Consider the following 18,756-nt stretch of genomic DNA (forward strand, 5'->3'; position numbering starts at 1 on the left):
GGCGGCATGCGCCGCGAGGGCCATAAAAGCGTTCCCCCTGCGGCCAGGCGAAGTCATCATGGTGTCGGACGGCGCAGGGGAACGGTATGCGCGGCGAAGTCGTCTTCCTGTACGTCTACGACGTCGGCGCGGAGGTGGACCTCGACCGCGTCGGCAGCGTCCTCGACGAGCATCCCGCCTTCGAACCCGTCGAGATCCGCAAGACGGCGCCGAAGTACGTGGCGCTCGCGCGGCCGCTCACGCTCCGGTTTCCGGGGATCGAGCGCGAGACGAGCGTCGGGCGCCTCCGGTTCGACCTGACGGCGCGCATCTTCGAGATCGGGGCGGTGAGCCTGCAGGTCCGCGCTTCCTTCGAGGTCGAGACGCTCGGCGACCTCCACGCCTGGGGCAACCTCCGGGTGTACGGGGGCGCCGACCTCGTCTCGCCCCGGCACCTCGCGCAGACGTATCTCAAGGAGATGGTCGCCGGCCTCGGTGAAGCGCTCGTCAAGCGCTACGCCGACGTGTCGGAGCCCGAGACGTACACGGCCTACGCGATCACCGACCTCGGCAAGCTCGACATCCCCACGCTCCTCAAGAACGAACGTCGGGCCCTCGCGGGGCTCATCGCCTCCGAAAGCGACCCTGGGCGCCTATCGATGGACGAGGTCGAGGACAACCTGTACCACATGTACCGCTATTACGACGACGATCTCGTGGTCGCGGACTGGGACGTCGCTGTCGTCGTGGAACCCTCCGGTCGCTACGAGGACGTCCTCTACGTGATGGAGCTCGCAAACCTCCAGCTCCTCGAGCTCCGCACCTACGATCAGTACCTCGACGGCGTCCTCGACAAGGCCTACGACGACCTCTCCCGCTTCTTCGAGACGGGAGCGAGGAGCCTCTTCCTCTCGGCCCGGGACGTGGTCGAGGACCTGGCCGACGCGCGCATCGACCTCATCCGGGTGACCGACGAGATCAACAACATCGGAAAGATCTTCGGCGACTGGTACCTCGCGAAGCTCCACCGCGGCCTCGCGGAGCGTTTCCACCTCGCGGAGTGGGAGACCATCGTGAAGGAGAAGATGGAGACGCTGAACGCGCTCTATGGTCTTGCGACGCACGAGGTCGAGCATCGCCGCGGCATCGTGCTCGAGGGCGCGATCGTGCTGCTCTTCATCGTCGACCTGGTGCTGGTCTTCCTGACGCTTCGCTGATCCGAAAGGATCGCGCGATGCGCGAAAAGCGCCCCAGCCGAGATTTGAACTCGGGTCGGAGCCTCGACAGGGCTCCATGATAGGCCGCTACACCACTGGGGCAACCGGGTCTGCCACGGGGGCAGGCAGCGGATAAAGGAACATGCCCTATTTGAGCATTTGGGGCTGAGCGTTCGCCGCTTCGCGCGTCACGTCCGCGTCGCGCGCCCGGCGGCCTCGCTCGGCTTCTCGAGCGGGCGGGACGCGGCCTTCCACGCGGCCATCCCGCCCAGGAGGTTCGCAACGCGCGGGAAGCCGGCGCGCGCAAGGAGGCTCGCCGCGGTCGCGCTCCGGTAGCCGGAGCCGCACGTCACGGTCCACGCCGCGTCGCGGTCGAGCTCGTCGAAGCGGCTCGCGACGTCCTCGAGCGGGATCCACGTGGCGCCCGGCGCATGGCCCGCCTCCCACTCCGCTCGCGAACGCACGTCGAGGATCGGCGCGCGGGCCGCGTTCGCGGACACGCCCTCGAGCGTCGCGAAGGGAAGGCCGGCCGCGCGCCACGCGGGGAGGCCGCCTTCGAGCCACCCGCGCACGTCGAGGCCGCCCACGAGCGCGAGCGCCCTCACCGCGGCGGCGACCTGGTCCCCGTTCGGTCCCACGACGTAGATGGGCAGGCCGAGCTCCACGAGGTTCGCCGCCCGGGCGGGAAACGCGGCCTGCGAGAAGGGAACGTCCACGGATCCCGCGACGTGGTTCGCGCCGAAGGCGTCGGGCTCGCCGAGGTCGATGATGAGGACGTCGCGCCCGTCGCCCACCGCGTCCGCGAAGGCGCGCGGGTCGAGCGCGGGCACGGCCTCGCGGGTCGGCATCGCGACCGGCGGGCCTTCCCGGTTCAACTGCTTGATCCGGACGGCGTTTCCGGGCTTCGGGGGAAGGTCGTCGAGGACGCGCGCCGTGAACGCGGCGCGGTCGCGCTCGCCGAGGAAGCCGTTCGTCGCGCGCTCGTAACCGAAGCTCGATACGGTGAGGGGGCTCGCGATGGAGCCGCACGCGCTCCCGAGCCCGTGGCCGGGGTGGACGATCGTTCCGTCGGCGACGGGTCCAAGGACGCCCGAGAGCGTCGCGTGCAGGTCCGCCGCGAGCGCCCGCGCATCCGCCTCGCCCACGAGGTCGGGTCGGCCCACGCTCCCGACGAACAGCGTGTCGCCCGTGAACGCGGCGTAAGGGGGCGCGCCGGCCTCGCTCGCGAACAGGACGAGATGCTCCGGCGTATGCCCGGGCGCGCGGCGCGCGAGGAGGGAGACGTCGCCCACGTCGATCGCGTCGCCGTCGGCGAGCGGCTCGTGGTCGAAGCGCACGCCCGCGTTCGCTGGCATGTGGATCGCGGCCCCGGTCTTGCGCCCAAGGGCGCGGACGCCGCTCACGTGGTCCGCGTGGAGGTGCGTGTCGACCACGTGACGGATCTCGACCTCCGCCTGCCGGGCCGCTTCGAGGACGGGTCCGACGTCGAGCACCGGGTCGATCACGACGCCCTCGCCCGCGCGCTCGTCCGCGACGAGATGCGTCAGGCAGCCCAGCCCCTCCTGACGGAGCGATTGCACGAGCATGGACGGGATGATTGACTTCGGGATGCAAAACGCCGATGGACGGCCCGTCCGGAAGTGGTTAGCCAGATCGGGTCCACGATGCCCCATGCGTCTCGTCTTCATCGCCGGCAGCCCTCGACGCAAGTCGCGCACGCGCGTCCTCGTCGAGCGGGCCCGCGACCACGCTCGCAACGAGCACCCGGAATGCGAGACCGATCTCCTCGACCTCGCGGCGACGACCCCCGAGCCGTTCAAGGACTGGGAAACGGAATACTCGGACGCCACGCGGAATGTCGTTGAGCGCGTGCTCGCGTCCGATGCGATGGTCGTGGGATCGCCCGTGTTCAATGGCTCCTATTCTTCCGCGGTCAAGAACCTCTTCGAGCACATCGACTACAAGGAGCTCGAAGGGATGGTCGCGGGGTTCATCGTGGTGGGCGGCGGAGACCAGAGCTTCCTCCAGGTCCGCGCGCATCTCGCGCAGCTCATGGCCTACTACCGCGTGCCGGTCGTGCCGCGGGCGGTTTTCGCGACCGAGGAGCAGGTTGACGAGGGCCCGCCCGAAAAGATCCTCAAGCGGATCGATCGCCTCGTCGACGCGACCTTCGCGGCGGCAACCGGCGCGCGCGCGGCCGCGGACGCTGAGCGGAAGATGGAGCGCGAGCACGCGCCTCAGGCTTGACGGTCGAGGTCGCGCCCGAACACGACCGCCACCGCGATCGACGTGCCGAGCATGGCGATGGCCGTCACCACGGCGACGGTCGCGAAGGCTTCGCCGAAGGCGGCCCTCGCGGCGGCGAGGAGCGGCTCCCCGAGGTCGGCGGGAAGTCCGCGAGCGATCTCGCGCGCGCGGGCGAGCGACTCCGCGGCCGCGCGCGCGTCCTCCGCGCCGAGGCCGGGCGGGGCAGTCGCCGCGAGCGACAGCCGATAGATGGCGACGCCGAGGCTCCCGAGCACCGCGATGCCGAGCGCGCCGCCCAGCTCCGCGCTCGTCTCGGACACGGCCGCCGCGGATCCCGCGCGCTCGGGCGCCGCCTGACGGAGGATGAGCTCCGTCGAGAACGTGAACACCGGTCCGAGCGCGAGGCCCACCAGGACCCACGCCGCGACGTAGAGCGCGAGGTCGGACGCAAGCGACGCCTGCACGAAGAGCGCGAGACCGACGCCCGCGGAGGCGTAGCCCGCGGCGATGAGGCGAGCGTGGTCGAAGCGCCGCCCCAGCGCGGGCGAGAGGAGGCCGCTCACGACGATGGCGGCCGCTCCGGGGACGGACCAGAGTCCCGCCTCCTGGGGCGAGAAGCCGAGGTCGAGCTGGAGGAACTGCGCGCCGAAGAAGGAGATGGAGAACATGACCGTCGCGCTGAACATGAACGCGACGAGAAGCGTCGCGAAGCGGGTGGATCGCAGGAGGCGCAGGTCGATGAAAGGATGCTCGAGGCGGCGCTGACGGAGGACGAAGGCGCCGAGGAGGGCGAGGCCGATGACGACCGCGACGGCCGATGCGGTCCCCGCATCCCCTTCCGCGAGTCGCTTGACGCCGTAGATGACGCCGAGGACGCCCGCAAGCGAGAGCGCGGCGGAGGCGAGGTCGAGCCGCTCGGCGGACGGGTGGCGGAATTCCGGAAGGAGCCGCGGCGCGAGGAGGAAGAGCGCCGCCATGATCGGGACGTTGATGAGGAACACGGAGCCCCACCAGAAGCGCTCGAGCAGGAGTCCGCCGACGATCGGGCCGAGGATGCCGCCCACCGCGAAGCTCGTGCTCCAGATCGCGATCGCGGTCGTGAGGTCGCCGCGCTCCCGGAACATGTTGCGCAGCAGCGCGAGCGTGGAGGGGGCGAGCGTGGCGCCCGCGAGCCCCATGAGCGCGCGGGAGGCGATGAGCATCGCGGAGGACGACGAGAAGGCCGCGATCGCCGAGGCGAGCGCGAAAGCGACGGCGCCGATCCGCAGGAGCCGGCGCCGCCCGATGCGGTCGCCGAGCGTTCCCATCGTGATGAGGGCCCCCGCGACGAGGAAGCCGTAGATGTCGACGATCCAGAGGAGTTCCGCCGGCGACGGGGCGAGCGCCCGCGTGAGGCTGGGGACGGCGAGGTGGAGGACCGAGAGGTCCATGACCACGACGAGGCTCGTGAGCGAGAGAACGCCCAGGCCGATCCACTCGCGGCGCGTCGCGCGATCCGTCGCAATGTCCCCCGTCGCCGCCACGCCGCTCCTTCCGACGCCGCGCGCGCGGCGAGTGGGTCCGCCCGGATTTGAACCGAGGTCAAAGGCTCCCAAAGCCCCTAGGATACCAAGCTACCCCACGGACCCGACTGTGGCGAGGATGGATCCCGGCCTCTTGTACCTAACCTTGATCCGCGGCGGTCGCCACGGCGGCGAGGCGGATCGCGTCCGCGCTCGTGTGGCGCGGCTTCCAGCCGAGCCCCTTGAGCTTGTCGATCGCGAGCCGCATGACCTTGACGTCGCCGCGCCAGCCGCGTCCGTCGACGCCGCCCGTGTAGCGGTATTCGACGTCCTTGAGCCCGAGCACCGACGCGCAGATGTCGGCGATCGACTTCACGTCGACGGCGTCCTCGCTCCCGATGTTGTAGACGTCGTACTTCCTCGTTTGCCGCTCGACCGCGTGGAGGAGCCCCTCCACGGTGTCGGCGACGGAGACGTACGATTTCGTCTGCTTGCCGTCGCCCAGGATCTCGAGGCGCTTCGGGTTCGCGCGGAGCTTGTGGATGAAGTCGTACGTGACGCCGTGGGTCGAGCGCGGCCCGACGACGTTCGCGAAGCGGAAGCTCGCGCCCTGGAAGTCGAACGTGTGGCAGTACGCCGCGATGAGGGACTCCGCGCCGAGCTTCGCGGCGCCGTAGACCGAGATGGGCTCGAGGGGGCCGTAGCCCTCGGGCGTCGGGATGATCGCCGCCTCGCCGTAGACCGTGCTCGTGGACGTGAAGGCGATGCGTTTCACGCCCGCGTCGCGCATGACGTCGAGCACCGTGTTCGTCGCCGTCACGTTCTGCCGCATGTGCTCGGCGGTGCGCTCGAAGCTCGTGCGCACGTCGGGGTCGGCCGCGACGTGGAAGACGATGTCCGAACCGGTGATGGCGGGACGCAGCGAGCGCGCGTCGAGGACGTCGCCCTGCACGAAGCGCACGCCGGGATTGCGCGCGAGGTGGCCCAGGAACGACGGGCTCCCCGTGGACAGGTTGTCGTAAACGGTGACGCGCGAGCCGCGCGCGACGAGCGCGTCGACGAGGTGGCTTCCGATGAAGCCCGCGCCGCCCGTGACGACGGCCGTCGCGCCCCGGAGGTCCATGGCGCGGCTACGGCGGGCCTCTCCGATAAAGCTAGCCGATCCTACCCCTCGACCCGGATCGCGACGCGCGTCGTGACGGGCTTGCCGGACGGATTCACGAGCCCGACGTCCACCGTGTAGTCCCCGGGGGGCGCGGTCGCGTTCACGTAAAGCGGCACGTAGAGCGTCCCCTTCGGCGGGATCGTGGTCGTTCGGAGCGCGTCGTCGAGGAAGAAGAGCGTCGCGGCGTTCAGGAAATTCCGGATGATGAGCTCGGGAACGTCGAGGAGGGTGATCGCGGGGTCGTCGAACCAGTGGCCGGTCGAGGCGCGGAGGGCCGGCTCCGCGGCGGCGACGTGGGTCTTCACGCCGTAGGCCTGGCCGACGGCCGAAACCTCGCGGGCCGCGAGCCAGATCGCGGTCGCCTGCTCCCGCTTCGCGACGAAGCGTGGGACGGTATCGACGGGCTCGAGCGTGACGGAGGTTTCGAGCGCGGGTCCGAGCGCGTGGTGGAATTCGGAGGTCGTCGCATCGACGGTGGCGCCCTTCGGCCCGGCCACGATCTCCGCCTGGCCGACCACCTGGAGATCGCCAGGGATCGGCAGCTCCCCGACGCGCCAGCCCGATCCGGACCCGAGCGTCCAGGCCACGTCCGCCTCCTGAACGTCGACGCGCGTCGCGGCCGCGACGAGCCGCCCGCCCGCGACGGCGAGACCCTCGGCGCGGACCACTTCGAGCGTGCCGCGCCCGAGACGGTCGAGCACGATGCCCTCGAAGCGCTGCCGCTCTGCAAGCTCGAGGCGGATCGGCGCGCGCGTCTCGCCGCCCTCGGCGACGATCGCGTTCTCGGCGGCCGGCATCTCGACGACGATCTTCGTGCCGTCGAAACCGCCGACGTTTCCGCGCTCGATCGCGATCGCGCCGGCGATCGCGAGCGTGGGGGCGCCGACGAGCGTCGCGGACTCGCCCGCGAAGGAGCGCTGGCGTCCGTCGTCGCCGCTCCACGACCCGTTGAGGCCGAGGAACCGGACGCGGGCCTCGGAGAAACCGAACAGCGGCTCGATCGCGAGGCTCGCGACGTCGGCCTTGACCACGCCGCCGCGCCAGAGGACGCATGCGGGCGCGCCCGTGTATTCGAGGGCGTGGGGCGCGGTCTCGCCGAAGGCGGCCGTGATCTGCGGACCCTTCACGATCGCGACGGGCTCGGGACAATCGAGGCCCGCGACCAAGGTTCCGTGCGGGAAGCCTGGGACGTTCTCCAGGTCGTCGATGGCGGCGAAGCAGCCGGCGAAGGTCGGGAGCGCGAGGACGAGCGCAAGGGCGGAGGCGCGCATCGGGTCGGCGACCGCCCGCCGGCCGTTTAGCGGTTCCGGCGCTCGCGCTCCGTCCTCGGCTTGAAGAGAAGCGCCGCGTGGTCGCGCTCGTAGGGGCCGAGGTCGACGCTCTCGACGAGCGCGTAGCCCGAATCGCGCTCGACCTCGTGCGCGACCTGGTCGTAGACCGCGCGCGGATCGGCCGCGACGTCGACGCTGCGGGCCTTCACCATGAACATGCCCCAGGCGGGCGCGAACACGCGGAGGTTGCGCGCGAAGATGGCGGCCTGGTGCCGCTGCGCGATGTCCTGGTAGAGGACCTCCACGTTGCCCGCGAAACGGCGGTAACGATCGGGCCTCCACGCGTCGCCCAGGATGGGCACGATGTTCGATCGGTGGTCCGCGACGGATACGAGGTCGCGGAAGGAGCGCGGCGAGAACTCGAGGCTGAAGACGACGCCCTTCGAGGCGATGTCGCTCACGTGCGACGGCGTCGTGCCGTTCGCCGCGCCGAGGTAGAGGACACGCGTCTGCGGCCCGATCGGCATCGAGCGGCCGCCCTTCAGGATGTAGGCGGCGAGCTTCGACCGCGTGGGGTTCCACGTGCGGTACTCGTCACCGCGCACGTTCACGAGATCTTCGTCGTACACCTTGCGTCCGGGCGCGAGGTTCCGCGTCGCGAGACGGGAATCCTCGAGCTGGACGACGTTCGCGTACAGCTCGCGCGTCACGATCGGTCACCTCCGCGGCGGCGGTCGTATTTCTTGCCGGGGCGGTCGCCTCCGCCTCCACGGTCTTCGCGCGGTCGGTAGGGTCGGTCGCCGCCGCCTTCGCGCGGGCGGAAGCCGCCTTCGCGGGACGGGGGCGGGCCCCGGTCGTCGCGCGGTCGGTAGGGTCGGTCGCCGCCGCCTTCGCGCGGGCGGAAGCCGCCCTCGCGCGGCCGGAATCCGCCGCGGTCCTCGCGGGGCCGGAAGCCGCCGCCTTCGCGGGGCCTGAATCCGCCTTCGCGCGGCGTGTAGCCGCCCCGGTCCTCGCGGGGCCGGAATCCGCCGCGGTCCTCGCGGGGCCGGAAGGGCCGGTCGCCCGCGGCCTCCGCGGGGCGGAACCCGCCCCGTTCCTCGCGCGGCGCGAACGGACGTCCGCCTTCGCGGGGCCTGAAGCCGCCCCGCTCCTCGCGGGGCCGGAACCCGCCTTCCCGGCGGAATCCGCCGCCGCGCTCGGGCGGGCCGCGGCGATCGGGGGTCCGGCGCGGGCGCGTCTTGCGGCCCGCGGCGATTTCGCGCGCCCGGGCCTCGAACTCGTCGAGGAGGCGGGCGCCCGCGGTCTTGTCCTGCGTGAACGCGTCGGCGCGGGCCGCGAGGGCGACCTTCGCCGCGAGCGTGCGGGCGAGGGCGCCGCGCTGGTGGCGGCCCGCGCGGTGGATCGTGGGAACCTGGAAGAGGTGGCCGTGCTTCGGCGGCTTCTTGCCTTCCCGGATGTGGCGGAAGAGCGCCTTCTCGGCGCCGAGCGTCTGGATGGTGCCCGCGGGCATCGACGCGAGGCGGGCAAGGCCGCCCGCGCTCTTGAGCAGGCGCGCCGCGACGAGGGGACCGACGAGGATCGTGACGTTCGGCGCGATGATCGCGACGTTCTCGGTGAGGTACTTCTCGAGGTCGCCGCGCAGGCCGTAGAGGTTCGCCGTGACGCGCGCGAGGGCCTTGATCGCCTCCTCCTCGGCGGGGCCGAGCGTGCCGCCCATCGGATCGGCGGGGGCGAGCTCGGGCTTCGCCGCGACGATCCTCTCGCGGTTGCCGTGCTGGTTGATGAGCGCCGCGAACTCCTCGTGGCGCGCGACCGAATCCGCGAGCTCGGGGAAATGCAGGCCGAACCACTCGCGCAGGCGCTCGGAGAGGATGTTCGCCTGCGCCATGACCTCGTCGATCGCGTCGACGCTCTGCAGGACGTGGAGGTCGCGCTTCGCGAGGGCGTGGCGAAGCGACGCGCGCGCGAGCACGAGGCTCGCGTCGTGGAGGAGGGCCGTCGTGAAGCCCCAGTCGGACGCTCGGCCCGCAAGGTCGGGGAGGGTGGAGGCGTCGGCGTCGAGGGCGAGGCGCGCGCCGGGAAGCCGGGCGAGGCGCTCCTCGGCGACGGTGAACGCGTCGGAACGGCGCGCGAGGTCCTTCTCCTCGTCGAGGACGTCGCCGCGCTCGATCCGCTCGAGAAGCCCCGCCAGGGCGCGGGCGTCGCGCGGGAAGAGGCGCTCGTCCACGATCCGGTCGCCTTCGACGAGGAAGGCCCCGAACCACGTGGTGAGAAGGAACATGGGGTGCGAACCCCCGGCCCCCTTCTTAAAGCCTACCCGGCTACGCCTCGCACGCGTAGACGCCCGTCGCGACGCCGAAACGGCGCTTCTCGACGAGCCCCTTGCGCTCGAGGCGCGCGAGGCCGGCATGGATGGCCGACGGGGTGAGGCCGAGGCGCCGGGCGAGCTCCCTCTGGGACAGGCCGGGCTCCTCCCGGACGAGGTCGAAGAGGGCCTGCGACGACCCGGCAAGGAGCGTCGAGCGGCGCGTCATCTCGCCGTGCGGGATGGACCCGGTCGCGAACCAGCGGATGTAGCGTCCCGCGTCGACCCGAGTGACGTGGTTCGTGCGGTGCAGCACCTCGAGGTGGTAGGTCATGGCGCCGTTGCCGCACGGCACGCGCCGGAGGAGCTCCGAGGTGTGGATGCCGGGCTGCTCGCGGATCGCCTCGAGGATCTGCTGGCGGGCGTCGTTCTCGAGCACGTCGCCCTTCGCGAGGCGCGTGTAGAGGGGGGCGAGGAGGCCGCGCGCAAGCAGCGCGCCGACGCCGTTCGCGAGGAGCGCGAGGAGCGTGAGGCTCGCGGCGGCCGCGGCCGCAAGCGCGAGCGGGGCGGGAACGTCGGAGGCGGTCGGCTTCGCGACCGTGCCGCGGGAAACCTTCGCGACGGGGAGGACGATGCGCGAAGGGGCGAATTCGGAGCGGTGGTCGCGGTCGAGAACGACGCCGTAGAGGACGGCGCCCGTCGCCGCGTCGAGCGCGACCTGGGCGCGCTCGTACCCGTTGTCGATGCCGGCGTCCGCAAGCTGGGACTCGGTCCTGAGGTGGCCGACGACGACGATGGCGCCCTCGGGGGCCCACCGCGCTTCGATGAACGTGAGGGGCCGGTGGAGGGACGCAGGTTGATCGGCCCTCCAGACGGCGACGGCGCTTTCGAGCGTGAGGACCGTCGTCGGGAGCTTCGAGACGTCGAAGGGCGCGTGGCGCGACTCCGAGCCGTCGCTCACGGTGTAGCTCGGCGGCGCGCCCGGGACGAGGGTCGAGGTGGCGCGCTCCGTGACGTACACCGTGCGGGCGACGCCGGCCGCGGGATCGGCCCACGTGAGCGTCCAGCTGCGCGCGGCGGGCGCCTGGACGGCGTCGCCGCGGGCGAAGCTCGAGCGGTCGTCGTAGCGCGCGACGACGAGGCGGGCCTCGGGATGCTCCTCGCGCCAGGCCTGGAAGCGCGTCGCGCGCGGGTCCTCGAGCGCCACCTCGACGGCGCGGGACAACGGGAACCGGATGGCGTCGCCCTCGCCGTCGGCCGCGCCCTCGCGGCCGAGGGGGGCGAATTCGGCGCGCGGCCGCCGCTCGGGCGCGGGCGCGGGATCGGCGGGGGCGAGGAGGGGCGCATCGCCCGCCTCGAGGCCGGACAGCGTCGCCGTCGTGGTCACGCGGAGGCCGGCGGACTCGGACTCGAAGACGGCCTGGGCGGGGTAGGCGACGCCGGGGGCGAGCCACCAGTCGTGGCGCTCGCGACCCTGTCGGACGTCGAAGGCGCCCGCGGAGTAGCGGAACGCGGCGCCCGCGGCCACCGTCTCCCAGCCGATGGGGTCGAGGGTGGCGCCTTCCCACGAGGGACCCGCCAGGGTGGCGAAGGGCGCGCGCGTGCGCGGGTCGGGGCAGGCTTCGGTGTACGGCCGGGCCAAGCCTTCGACCTCGCCGCCCTGCCACGCGGCGCGCGCGAGGCACTGGAGCGGGCCCCACCAGGCGTAGGTGCGGTATTGGCCGAGGAGGGAGTGCGTGTACGGGACCTCGAGAACGAAGAGGGTCCGTTCGGTCCCGCTGACGGAGGTGAAGTGCGTGACGTCGACCGCGAAGGGGGCGACGGACCCGCCGCGGAAGGCGAGCCGGAACGGCTGCGCCGCGGCATCGTGGTCGAGCGCCCGGATGGACCCGACGAGGAGGTCCCCCGTCGTGGGGACGCCGAGGGCGTCGCGCTCGACGACCGGGCCCGCCCACGTGAAGGTCATCTCGTAGAACCTCGAGGGGCCGCCGTCCTCGGTGACGTTGAGGACGTAGCTCACGACGTCGCCCCGCCGGGGCATCCCCACGGCGGGATCGCTGGAATCGCGTTCGTCCGCGAGCGCGCCGGCGCCGAGGGCGAGCCAGGACCCCGCAAGGAGGATCGTCGCAAGGGTGAGCGCGAGGAGCTTCGTCGATCGCCGCATGCCAGACCTCCCGGCGGGTCCGATGCGGGTTATGCCCTCTTGAATGCTTCGTCCGCCTGGACCCCCGCCGACAACGTTCTCCGGGGCCCGTGCGCAACCGGGCCTCCGCCTTCACCCGGCCCGTGGGCGGATGCCCGGGCGGGGCGCGTGAACCCCTCCGGGTCCAGGGGCCCCTTCCCGTGTCCGTCGACCGCCGTTTGCGGCCGCGGCGGGCCGAAGCCCTGATTTGTGGGGCCCGCCTTGCGCGGCGCGTGCTGTACGGCGTCGCGCGTCCGATCCTCTTCCGCGTGGACCCGGAGCGGGCCCACGAGTTCGCGGCGCGCCGCCTCGAGGGGCTTGCGCGGAGCCCGCGGGCCCTCAAGGCGGTGGCGGCGCTCTACCGCTTCGAGGACCCGCGGCTCGAGTCCCAGGTGTGGGGCCTCCGCTTCCCGAACCCGGTGGGCCTCGCCGCGGGCTTCGACAAGGACGCGCGGATGGCGGCCGCCTTCCCGAGCCTGGGATTCGGCTTCCTCGAGGTCGGGACCGTGACGAGCGTCGCGCAGCCGGGGAACCCGAAGCCGCGCCTCTTCCGGCTGCCGGAGGACAGGGCGCTCCTGAACCGACTCGGCTTCAACAACGCGGGCGCGGACGCGGCCGCGCAGCGCCTCGCGCGCGCGGGGCGCCTCCCCATCCCCGTCGGCGTGAACATCGGCAAGGCGAAGGTCGTGCCGAACGAGGAGGCCGTGAAGGATTACGTCACGACGCTCGAGAAGGTGTTCCCGCACGCGGACTTCGTCGTCGTGAACGTCTCGTCCCCGAACACGCCCGGCCTGCGGGCGCTGCAGGACCGCGGGCCGCTCCTCGCGCTCCTCACGGCCCTGAAGGCCCGCGCGCGCGACCTCGCGTCGGCCGCGCGGCGACAGCCGCCGCCGATCCTCGTGAAGATCGCGCCCGACCTCGAGCCCGAGGCGCTCGCCGACGCGCTCGACGTCGCGCGCGCCGCGGACGTGAGCGGCCTCGTCGCGACGAACACGACGCTTTCGCGCGAGGGCCTCGCGCGCGCGATCGAGGGCCCCGGCGGCGTCTCGGGCGCGCCGCTTCGCGAGCGCGCAACCGCGTTCGTGCGCGAGGCGTGGCGCGCGACCGGCGGCGCGATCCCCATCGTGGGCGTCGGCGGCGTGTTCACGGCGCGGGACGCCTACGAGAAGATCCGCGCCGGCGCGAGCCTCGTCGAGCTGTACACGGGCTTCATCTACGGCGGGCCGGCGACGGCGAAGCGGGTGAACAAGGGGCTCGCGGATCTCCTCGCGCGCGACGGCTTCGCGTCCGTCGCGGAGGCGGTCGGCGCGGACCACGCGTGACCCGGACGAACGCCGGAGCGCGCCCGCCCTCGCCGCCGAACGGTACGAAATCGTCAAATACGGACCCCCCCATTTCGCGGCGTCGGTGTCGGAAATGGCCGTGGGATTCGTCCTCATCAGCGCCGCTCCCTCGAAGGAGCACGAGGTCTACAACGCGCTCCTCAAGGTGCCCGAGATCGTCGAACTCCACCCGCTCTTCGGCGAGTACGACCTTATCGCGAAGATCGAGGGCAGCGACTTCGACACGCTCGGCCACATCATCGTCAACAAGATCCGCACGATCGACGGCGTCATGGACACGAAGACGCTCACCGGCACGCGCTTCTGAGCTGGCACCCATGGCCCTCGCCGACACCTTCGCCTCGATCCTCGTCCTGAGCTTCGGCTTCTTCATCCTCCTTGCCGGCCTCTTCACGGCCTACTTCGGCGCCGGCAAGAGCCGCAAGATCGGGCTCGCGCTCACGATGGTGGGCGTCCTCGCGCTCGTGGTCTTCACGAGCCTCGTCACGAACCTCTTCGGCCAGGACGCGGTCGTCTGGGACCGCGAGATGGTCATCCAGGGCATCGTCGCCGTCATCGCCGCCACCGTGGGCGCGATGGTCGCGATGACGATGTTCCTCGTGAGCATCATGAGAGCTTAGGGGTACGGGGCTTTACAGCGGGCACTCCGTCGCACCAGCCTGCGGGCTCGTGCGACTCCGTGCCAAGGAAGGGGGCTATCCGCCCCCTCCCTTGGATCCGCACGAACCTCTGGATTCGTGCTCGCCGCGGCGGCGTAACGCCGCGGCCCCTCCCGTGGACCAGGGGGCTCTCGCCCCCTGGACCCCCGACCCAAACCCGCGTTGCTTTCTCGTACAGTGCCCGGGGTTCTTGGCCCCCTTCGCGAGCGCTTGTGTGGCGGCGCGTGGCTGCCTCCTGCGCCGGTCAACCTTCCGAACCGGGCGCGCGCACTGGCTGCGGTCCCGGTCCCGGACCCGCTCCCGGACCCGGACCCGACGCCCGACACCCGGACCCGACGCCCGGCGCCCGGCACCCGGCTCCCGGTCCCGAAGCCCGGTCCCGACACCCGACGCCCCGGTCCCGAGATCCGGTCCCGAATCCCGGCGCCCGGTCCCGGTCCCGAGACCCGGTCCCGAATCCCGGCGCCCGGTCCCGGTCCCGGTCCCGGTCCCGACTCCCGGCACCCGGTCCCGACACCCGGCGCCCGGTCCCGACGCCCGGCGCTCGGGACCCGACGCCCATCGACGGGCGGCGGTCCTCAAGCTATTTCAGGCATCGCCGCTCTGAGCGGCGCATCGGCGCATGGCCTACATGAAGCTCCCGGACCCGGTCGTCCGCGCGGCGTTCGCGCGCCTGGCGGCCCTCGCGTCGCCGACGGCGGCGGACGTGCAGCGGCTCAAGGTGGAGCTCGCGGAAGCCTACAAGCTGGACGCGGTGCCGTCGAACGCGGACCTGCTTTCGGCGGCGACGGGCGAGGAGCGCGCGCGGTTCGAGAGCCTCCTGCGCACGAAGCCCACGCGGAGCCTGTCGGGCGTCGTCATCGTCACGATCCAGTCGAGCCCGGAGGCGTGCCCGCACGGGCAGTGCACGTTCTGTCCGGGCGGCCCCGAATGGGGCACGGCGATGAGCTACACGGGGAAGGAGCCCGCGGCGCGGCGGGCGCTGCGGCACGCGTTCGACCCCTACGCGCAGACGGCGTCGCGCCTCGAGGACCTGCACGCGACGGGGCACCCTGTCGACAAGGTGGATTTCATCGTGCAGGGCGGCACGTTCACGGCGCGCGATCCCGCGTACCAGACGGCGTTCCTCAAGGCCGCCTTCGATGCGATGAACGCATGGGGCGGCCACCGGCCCGACCGCGCCGCGACGCTCGAGGAGGCGATGCGCGCGAACGAGGACGCGCACGCACGCATGATCGGGCTCACGATCGAGACGAAGCCCGATTGGGCGCAGCGCGAGCACCTCGACCTCGCGCTCGACTACGGGACGACGCGCATCGAGCTCGGCCTCCAGACGACGGACGAGCGCGCGCTCGCCGCGACGAACCGCGGCCACACGCTCGCGGAGAGCATCGAGGCGGTCGCGCTTGTGAAGGACGCGGGCCTCAAGCTCTGCGCGCACGTGATGCCGGGGCTCCCGGGCTCCTCCTACGAAAGCGACCTCGAGACCTTCCGCCGCATGTTCCAGGATCCCGATTTCCGCCCGGACATGCTGAAGATCTACCCGACGCTCGTCATCCCGGGGACGCCGCTCGCGCTTCTCCACGCGCGCGGCAGGTTCGAGCCCGTCGACGAGGCCTATTGCGCGAAGCTCCTCGCGGAGGCGAAGCGGCGCTTCGTCGAGCCCTGGTGCCGGATCCAGCGCATCGACCGGGACATCCCGTCGACGGAGATCGCGGCGGGCGTGAAGAAGCTGAACCTGCGGCAGCTCGTCCTCGCCGAGCTTGCGCGCGACGGTTCGCGCTGCCGCTGCATCCGCTGCCGCGAGGCCGGGCGCCGTCCGCGCTCGGACGGCGAGGTCGCGCTCGTCGAGCGCCGCTACGCGGCCTCAGGCGGCGTTGAGCACTTCGCGAGCATCGAGGACGTCGAGGCGGACGCGATCCTCGGCTTCGTCCGCGTGCGCGAGCCCGGGCCGCGCGTGTGGCGTCCCGAGGCGGAGGGCGCCGCGTTCCTGCGCGAGCTGCGCGTCTACGGCTCGGAAGTCCCGATCGGCGCGGCGCCGGGCGATTCGCCCGCCCTCCAGCACCGCGGCCTCGGCGCGAGGCTCCTCGAGCGAGCCGAGGCCATCGCGCGCGGGGCCGGCTACCGCCGCCTTCTCGTCACGAGCGGCGTCGGCGTGCGCGCGTACTACGCGAAGCACGGGTACGAGCGCGCGGGCGCGTACATGGGGAAGACGCTGTGACGGCGCGCGAGGAGATCATCATCTTCCTGCGGACGCACCCGGGAAGCGCGATCGTCGACATCGCCGAGGCCGCGGGCCTTTCGCACGCGACGGCGCGCTACCACCTCGCCCAGCTCGAGTCGCGCCGCCGCGCGCTCTCGGAGCGGTGGGGCCATCGCCGGTTCTACTTCCCGCCCGGGTTCGACGCCTGGGAGCGCCGCGTCGCGACGCTGCTTGCGCCCCGCGAGGGCGCCGCGGTGCTGAAGGCCGTCGCGAAGGAACCCTGGCTCCATGCGCGCGAGATCGCCCGGCGCGAGCGCCTCTCGCGGCACACGGTCGCCGGGTATCTGCGCCGCTTCGCGGCGCTTGGCCTCGTGGCGCGCGCGCACGAGGGGCGGGAGCGCTACGTCGTGTTGGAGCGGCGCGCCTCGACGACGCGGCGCGCGACGGCGCTCGCCGAGAAGCTGCCGCGCGATCATCCGGGCCGCGCGGTCCTCGAGCGGTGGCGGCGCTAAGCGCGGCGGCGGAGCGCGAGGGCAGCCGCCGCGAGCGCGAGGCCGCCCGCGAGGGCGGGATGCGGGATCGCGAATCCCTGCGAAGGCGTCTCGACGGGCGGGACGTAGCCGCGCACGCCGTCGACGGGCGCATTCACGTACATCATCTCGCCCGCTGCCTCGAACGTGATGTCGTCCGCGGTGCGGGCGCGCGCAAGCAGCGTGTAGTCGCCGGGCGCGAGGCCCGCGAGGTCGAGCGAGGCGCTTCCGACGCCCGTCGCCTCCTTGACCTTGCCGCCCGCGCGGTCCTCGAGCGCGAGGACGATCGGGACGCTTCCCGCGACGCCCGCGGGCGAGGCCTTGAACGTGAACTGGCCCTTCCCGTCGGCGAAGACGGGGACGGGCACCGCGAGGACGGCGCGGCCCGTCGCGTCCTCGAGGCCGAAGGGCTGCGCGGACTGGCCGCGGGAGGCGAGCGCGAAGGTGGTCGGGAGCGTGACCTCGGGAAGGTCGGCGCCGACGGTCCGCACGCGCCACGTGACGGGCGTCGGCTCCACGATGGGCGCGGCCGCGCCGCGCGCGTGCGGGGTCGCGACGAAGAGCGTGAGCAGGTACTCGCCTGCGCGCGGGAACGTGGTCGAGAAGGCGGGGGCCGCGCCCTTCGCGCGCGCGAACGCGCTCGCCGCGACGAGATTCCCGTCGAGGTCCGTGAGGTGCGCGCTCACGAGGAGGTCGCCCGCAAGCGGCGCCTTCCCCACGATCGCGCTCGTCGCCGTCGTGGCCTCGAGCGCCGCCCAGAGGGCGGGCGATTCGGTGAACGGCGCGGTCCAGTTGTAGCCCGCGGCCTGCACCGTGACCGGCCCCTTCGACCGCGCGTCGGGAAGGAGGATCGGCTTGTCGTCGTACGTGACCTCGACCGCGAGGTTGTACTCGGGATGGCCCGGGCCGGGCGGCAGGAGGCCGAGGCCCTGGACGCGGAGGAAGTAGAGGCCCTCGCCCGGGAAGGCGCCGACGTTGAAGCGCTTCGCGGGATTCGCGGGATCGATCGTGCCCGTGAGGATCGTCGCCCCGTTCGGATCCACGACCGAGACCGCGAGGTTCGCGAGGCCGCGGTCGAGCGCGCGCTGGCCTTGCGTCGCGAGGCTGAACGCGACGTTCCCGCCCGCCGCGCCCTTGTGGACCGGAAGCGGGATCCACTTCTCGTACTGGTAGCCCGCGTTGTCGCTGCGCGTCGCGAACTGGTTGACGGGCTCCGTGTAGGACGCCTTGTAGATGGACGGGTACCGCACGGCCTTCGCCTCGACGGGGCCCGCGTCGAACGCGAACGCGACGGCGCCCATCGCGAAGCGCTCTGCCGCGTCGTCCGCGACGGCGACGAGCGTGTAGCGTCCGGCCTTCGCGAGCGTGAGGTTGAACGCGAGCGAGCCGGCGACGTCGCGGGCGCCCGTCGAGTAGAGGAGCGCGCCGTCGGGGCCGTAGAGGGCGGCCGCGAGGTGGCCCGGGCCCGGGTCCACGCCTTCGACCTTGAGCTTCCAGGCCGCGGGGCGCCAGGGCTCGACGAGCGCGGGCGGCTCGAGCGCGAGGCGCGCGCCCGAGGTGAGGTTGCGCGTCATCGGCGCGAACGCCTGCGGCGCGAGGTCGACGGGCGCGAGGCCGGCGAGCGGGTCCTCGATCGTGCTCGCGTCGACCGCGCCCTCGGGTCGGACCTTGACCTGCTTGATGCCGTAGGCAGCCTTGTAGAGGCCGCTCTCCGTGCTCTTCGCGAAGACGAGGAGCTTCGCGTGGTCGTAGCCCGTGGGCACGACCGGCTGGCCGACGATCTTGAACGAGACCTTGACCGGGACCTCGTACACGTAGGTGCCCTGCACCTGCTGCGCGTTCGACGCGTCCGGCTTGAGGTACTGCGGCGAGATGGGGATCTTGATCTCGCGCGGCTCGATCGCGACGTCGGCCCACGCGGGCTTGCGCGGGAACTCGAAGGTGACGACGATGTCCTGCGCGGGGTCGTTCACCGCGAAGCCCTCGTTGACGGCGTCGAAGGTGAACGTGAGCTTCCCGTTCACCTCGAGGCCCGCCGCCCCGAGGTCGCGCACGTCGGTGCCTCCGTCGAGGTCGATGATGATGAGCGGATAGATGTAGCCGCACGGCGGGGCCGCCGCGCACGCCGGGGCGGGCTGGGCGGGGCCGAGGGC

At 72.5% G+C, this 18,756-nt stretch carries 15 protein-coding genes and 2 tRNA genes; 7 read left to right on the plus strand and 10 right to left on the minus strand.

The annotated features are described in order from the left end of the window. The first annotated feature begins 86 nt into the window (after positions 1 to 86). On the plus strand, positions 87 to 1,196 hold the full coding sequence (locus tag VM889_02335) for a hypothetical protein (GenBank protein ID HVL47375.1): 1,110 nt from the start codon (positions 87 to 89) through the stop codon (positions 1,194 to 1,196). A 29-nt stretch (positions 1,197 to 1,225) separates the two neighbouring features. Here the strand turns inward: VM889_02335 and VM889_02340 are convergent. Continuing rightward, positions 1,226 to 1,298, minus strand: a tRNA-Asp gene (locus VM889_02340). A gap of 86 nt (positions 1,299 to 1,384) precedes the next feature. Then, the gene (locus VM889_02345; protein HVL47376.1) at positions 1,385 to 2,782 is read right to left on the minus strand and encodes an MBL fold metallo-hydrolase; all 1,398 of its coding nucleotides are present in this window, start codon (positions 2,780 to 2,782) and stop codon (positions 1,385 to 1,387) included. Positions 2,783 to 2,867: 85 nt separating this feature from the next. On the opposite strand from VM889_02345, the gene VM889_02350 reads away from it, so the two are divergent. Continuing rightward, positions 2,868 to 3,443 (plus strand): NAD(P)H-dependent oxidoreductase, encoded by a 576-nt coding sequence (locus VM889_02350; GenBank protein ID HVL47377.1) that lies wholly within the window; start codon positions 2,868 to 2,870, stop codon positions 3,441 to 3,443. Here VM889_02350 and VM889_02355 read toward each other — a convergent pair. From VM889_02355 to VM889_02385, 7 genes are all read right to left on the minus strand, one after another. Continuing rightward, on the minus strand, positions 3,434 to 4,966 hold the full coding sequence (locus VM889_02355; protein ID HVL47378.1) for an MFS transporter: 1,533 nt from the start codon (positions 4,964 to 4,966) through the stop codon (positions 3,434 to 3,436). The genes VM889_02350 and VM889_02355 overlap by 10 nt on opposite strands. Before the next feature lie 32 nt (positions 4,967 to 4,998). Further along, positions 4,999 to 5,071 (minus strand) — tRNA-Pro (locus VM889_02360). Between the two features lie 34 nt (positions 5,072 to 5,105). Continuing rightward, the gene (locus tag VM889_02365) at positions 5,106 to 6,068 is read right to left on the minus strand and encodes an NAD-dependent epimerase/dehydratase family protein (GenBank protein ID HVL47379.1); all 963 of its coding nucleotides are present in this window, start codon (positions 6,066 to 6,068) and stop codon (positions 5,106 to 5,108) included. 41 nt (positions 6,069 to 6,109) lie between these two features. Continuing rightward, the gene (locus tag VM889_02370; GenBank protein ID HVL47380.1) at positions 6,110 to 7,381 is read right to left on the minus strand and encodes a hypothetical protein; all 1,272 of its coding nucleotides are present in this window, start codon (positions 7,379 to 7,381) and stop codon (positions 6,110 to 6,112) included. Between the two features lie 26 nt (positions 7,382 to 7,407). Continuing rightward, positions 7,408 to 8,091, minus strand: coding sequence for a fibrillarin-like rRNA/tRNA 2'-O-methyltransferase (locus VM889_02375; GenBank protein HVL47381.1), 684 nt, complete (start codon positions 8,089 to 8,091; stop codon positions 7,408 to 7,410). Next, on the minus strand, positions 8,088 to 9,662 hold the full coding sequence (locus VM889_02380) for a hypothetical protein (protein ID HVL47382.1): 1,575 nt from the start codon (positions 9,660 to 9,662) through the stop codon (positions 8,088 to 8,090). Before VM889_02380 ends, VM889_02375 begins: the two co-directional genes overlap by 4 nt. Positions 9,663 to 9,702: 40 nt before the next feature. After that, positions 9,703 to 11,850, minus strand: coding sequence for a MarR family transcriptional regulator (locus VM889_02385; protein HVL47383.1), 2,148 nt, complete (start codon positions 11,848 to 11,850; stop codon positions 9,703 to 9,705). A 251-nt stretch (positions 11,851 to 12,101) separates the two neighbouring features. Here VM889_02385 and VM889_02390 point away from each other — a divergent pair, with 251 nt between their 5' ends. The 5 genes from VM889_02390 to VM889_02410 all read left to right on the plus strand — a co-directional run bounded on the left by VM889_02390 (position 12,102) and on the right by VM889_02410 (position 16,585). Further along, entirely contained in the window at positions 12,102 to 13,190 is a 1,089-nt protein-coding gene (locus VM889_02390; protein ID HVL47384.1) for a quinone-dependent dihydroorotate dehydrogenase, read from the plus strand. 94 nt (positions 13,191 to 13,284) lie between these two features. Beyond that, positions 13,285 to 13,518, plus strand: coding sequence for an Lrp/AsnC ligand binding domain-containing protein (locus tag VM889_02395; protein ID HVL47385.1), 234 nt, complete (start codon positions 13,285 to 13,287; stop codon positions 13,516 to 13,518). Between the two features lie 10 nt (positions 13,519 to 13,528). Beyond that, positions 13,529 to 13,831 (plus strand): hypothetical protein, encoded by a 303-nt coding sequence (locus VM889_02400; GenBank protein HVL47386.1) that lies wholly within the window; start codon positions 13,529 to 13,531, stop codon positions 13,829 to 13,831. A 661-nt stretch (positions 13,832 to 14,492) separates the two neighbouring features. Beyond that, the gene (locus VM889_02405) at positions 14,493 to 16,091 is read left to right on the plus strand and encodes a tRNA uridine(34) 5-carboxymethylaminomethyl modification radical SAM/GNAT enzyme Elp3 (GenBank protein ID HVL47387.1); all 1,599 of its coding nucleotides are present in this window, start codon (positions 14,493 to 14,495) and stop codon (positions 16,089 to 16,091) included. Then, entirely contained in the window at positions 16,088 to 16,585 is a 498-nt protein-coding gene (locus tag VM889_02410) for a FaeA/PapI family transcriptional regulator (GenBank protein HVL47388.1), read from the plus strand. The genes VM889_02405 and VM889_02410 overlap by 4 nt, the downstream gene beginning before the upstream one ends. Here the strand turns inward: VM889_02410 and VM889_02415 are convergent. Continuing rightward, positions 16,582 to 18,756, minus strand: a 2,175-nt coding sequence (locus VM889_02415; protein HVL47389.1) for a hypothetical protein, incomplete at its 5' end; no start/stop codon positions are given. The two genes, VM889_02410 and VM889_02415, sit on opposite strands and share 4 nt — an antisense overlap.

The organism is Candidatus Thermoplasmatota archaeon (genome assembly GCA_035540375.1).
Taxonomy (GTDB): domain Archaea; phylum Thermoplasmatota; class SW-10-69-26; order JACQPN01; family JAJPHT01; genus DATLGO01.

Excerpts from the sequence above, each read along its gene's own strand:
- VM889_02335 (HVL47375.1), top strand. The coding sequence starts at position 87 with ATGCGCGGCGAAGTCGTCTTCCTGTACGTCTACGACGTCGGCGCGGAG.
- VM889_02345 (HVL47376.1), bottom strand. The coding sequence starts at position 2,782 with ATGCTCGTGCAATCGCTCCGTCAGGAGGGGCTGGGCTGCCTGACGCAT.
- VM889_02350 (HVL47377.1), top strand. The coding sequence starts at position 2,868 with ATGCGTCTCGTCTTCATCGCCGGCAGCCCTCGACGCAAGTCGCGCACG.
- VM889_02365 (HVL47379.1), bottom strand. The coding sequence starts at position 6,068 with ATGGACCTCCGGGGCGCGACGGCCGTCGTCACGGGCGGCGCGGGCTTC.
- VM889_02370 (HVL47380.1), bottom strand. The coding sequence starts at position 7,381 with ATGCGCGCCTCCGCCCTTGCGCTCGTCCTCGCGCTCCCGACCTTCGCC.
- VM889_02380 (HVL47382.1), bottom strand. The coding sequence starts at position 9,662 with ATGTTCCTTCTCACCACGTGGTTCGGGGCCTTCCTCGTCGAAGGCGAC.
- VM889_02385 (HVL47383.1), bottom strand. The coding sequence starts at position 11,850 with ATGCGGCGATCGACGAAGCTCCTCGCGCTCACCCTTGCGACGATCCTC.
- VM889_02395 (HVL47385.1), top strand. The coding sequence starts at position 13,285 with ATGGCCGTGGGATTCGTCCTCATCAGCGCCGCTCCCTCGAAGGAGCAC.
- VM889_02400 (HVL47386.1), top strand. The coding sequence starts at position 13,529 with ATGGCCCTCGCCGACACCTTCGCCTCGATCCTCGTCCTGAGCTTCGGC.
- VM889_02405 (HVL47387.1), top strand. The coding sequence starts at position 14,493 with ATGGCCTACATGAAGCTCCCGGACCCGGTCGTCCGCGCGGCGTTCGCG.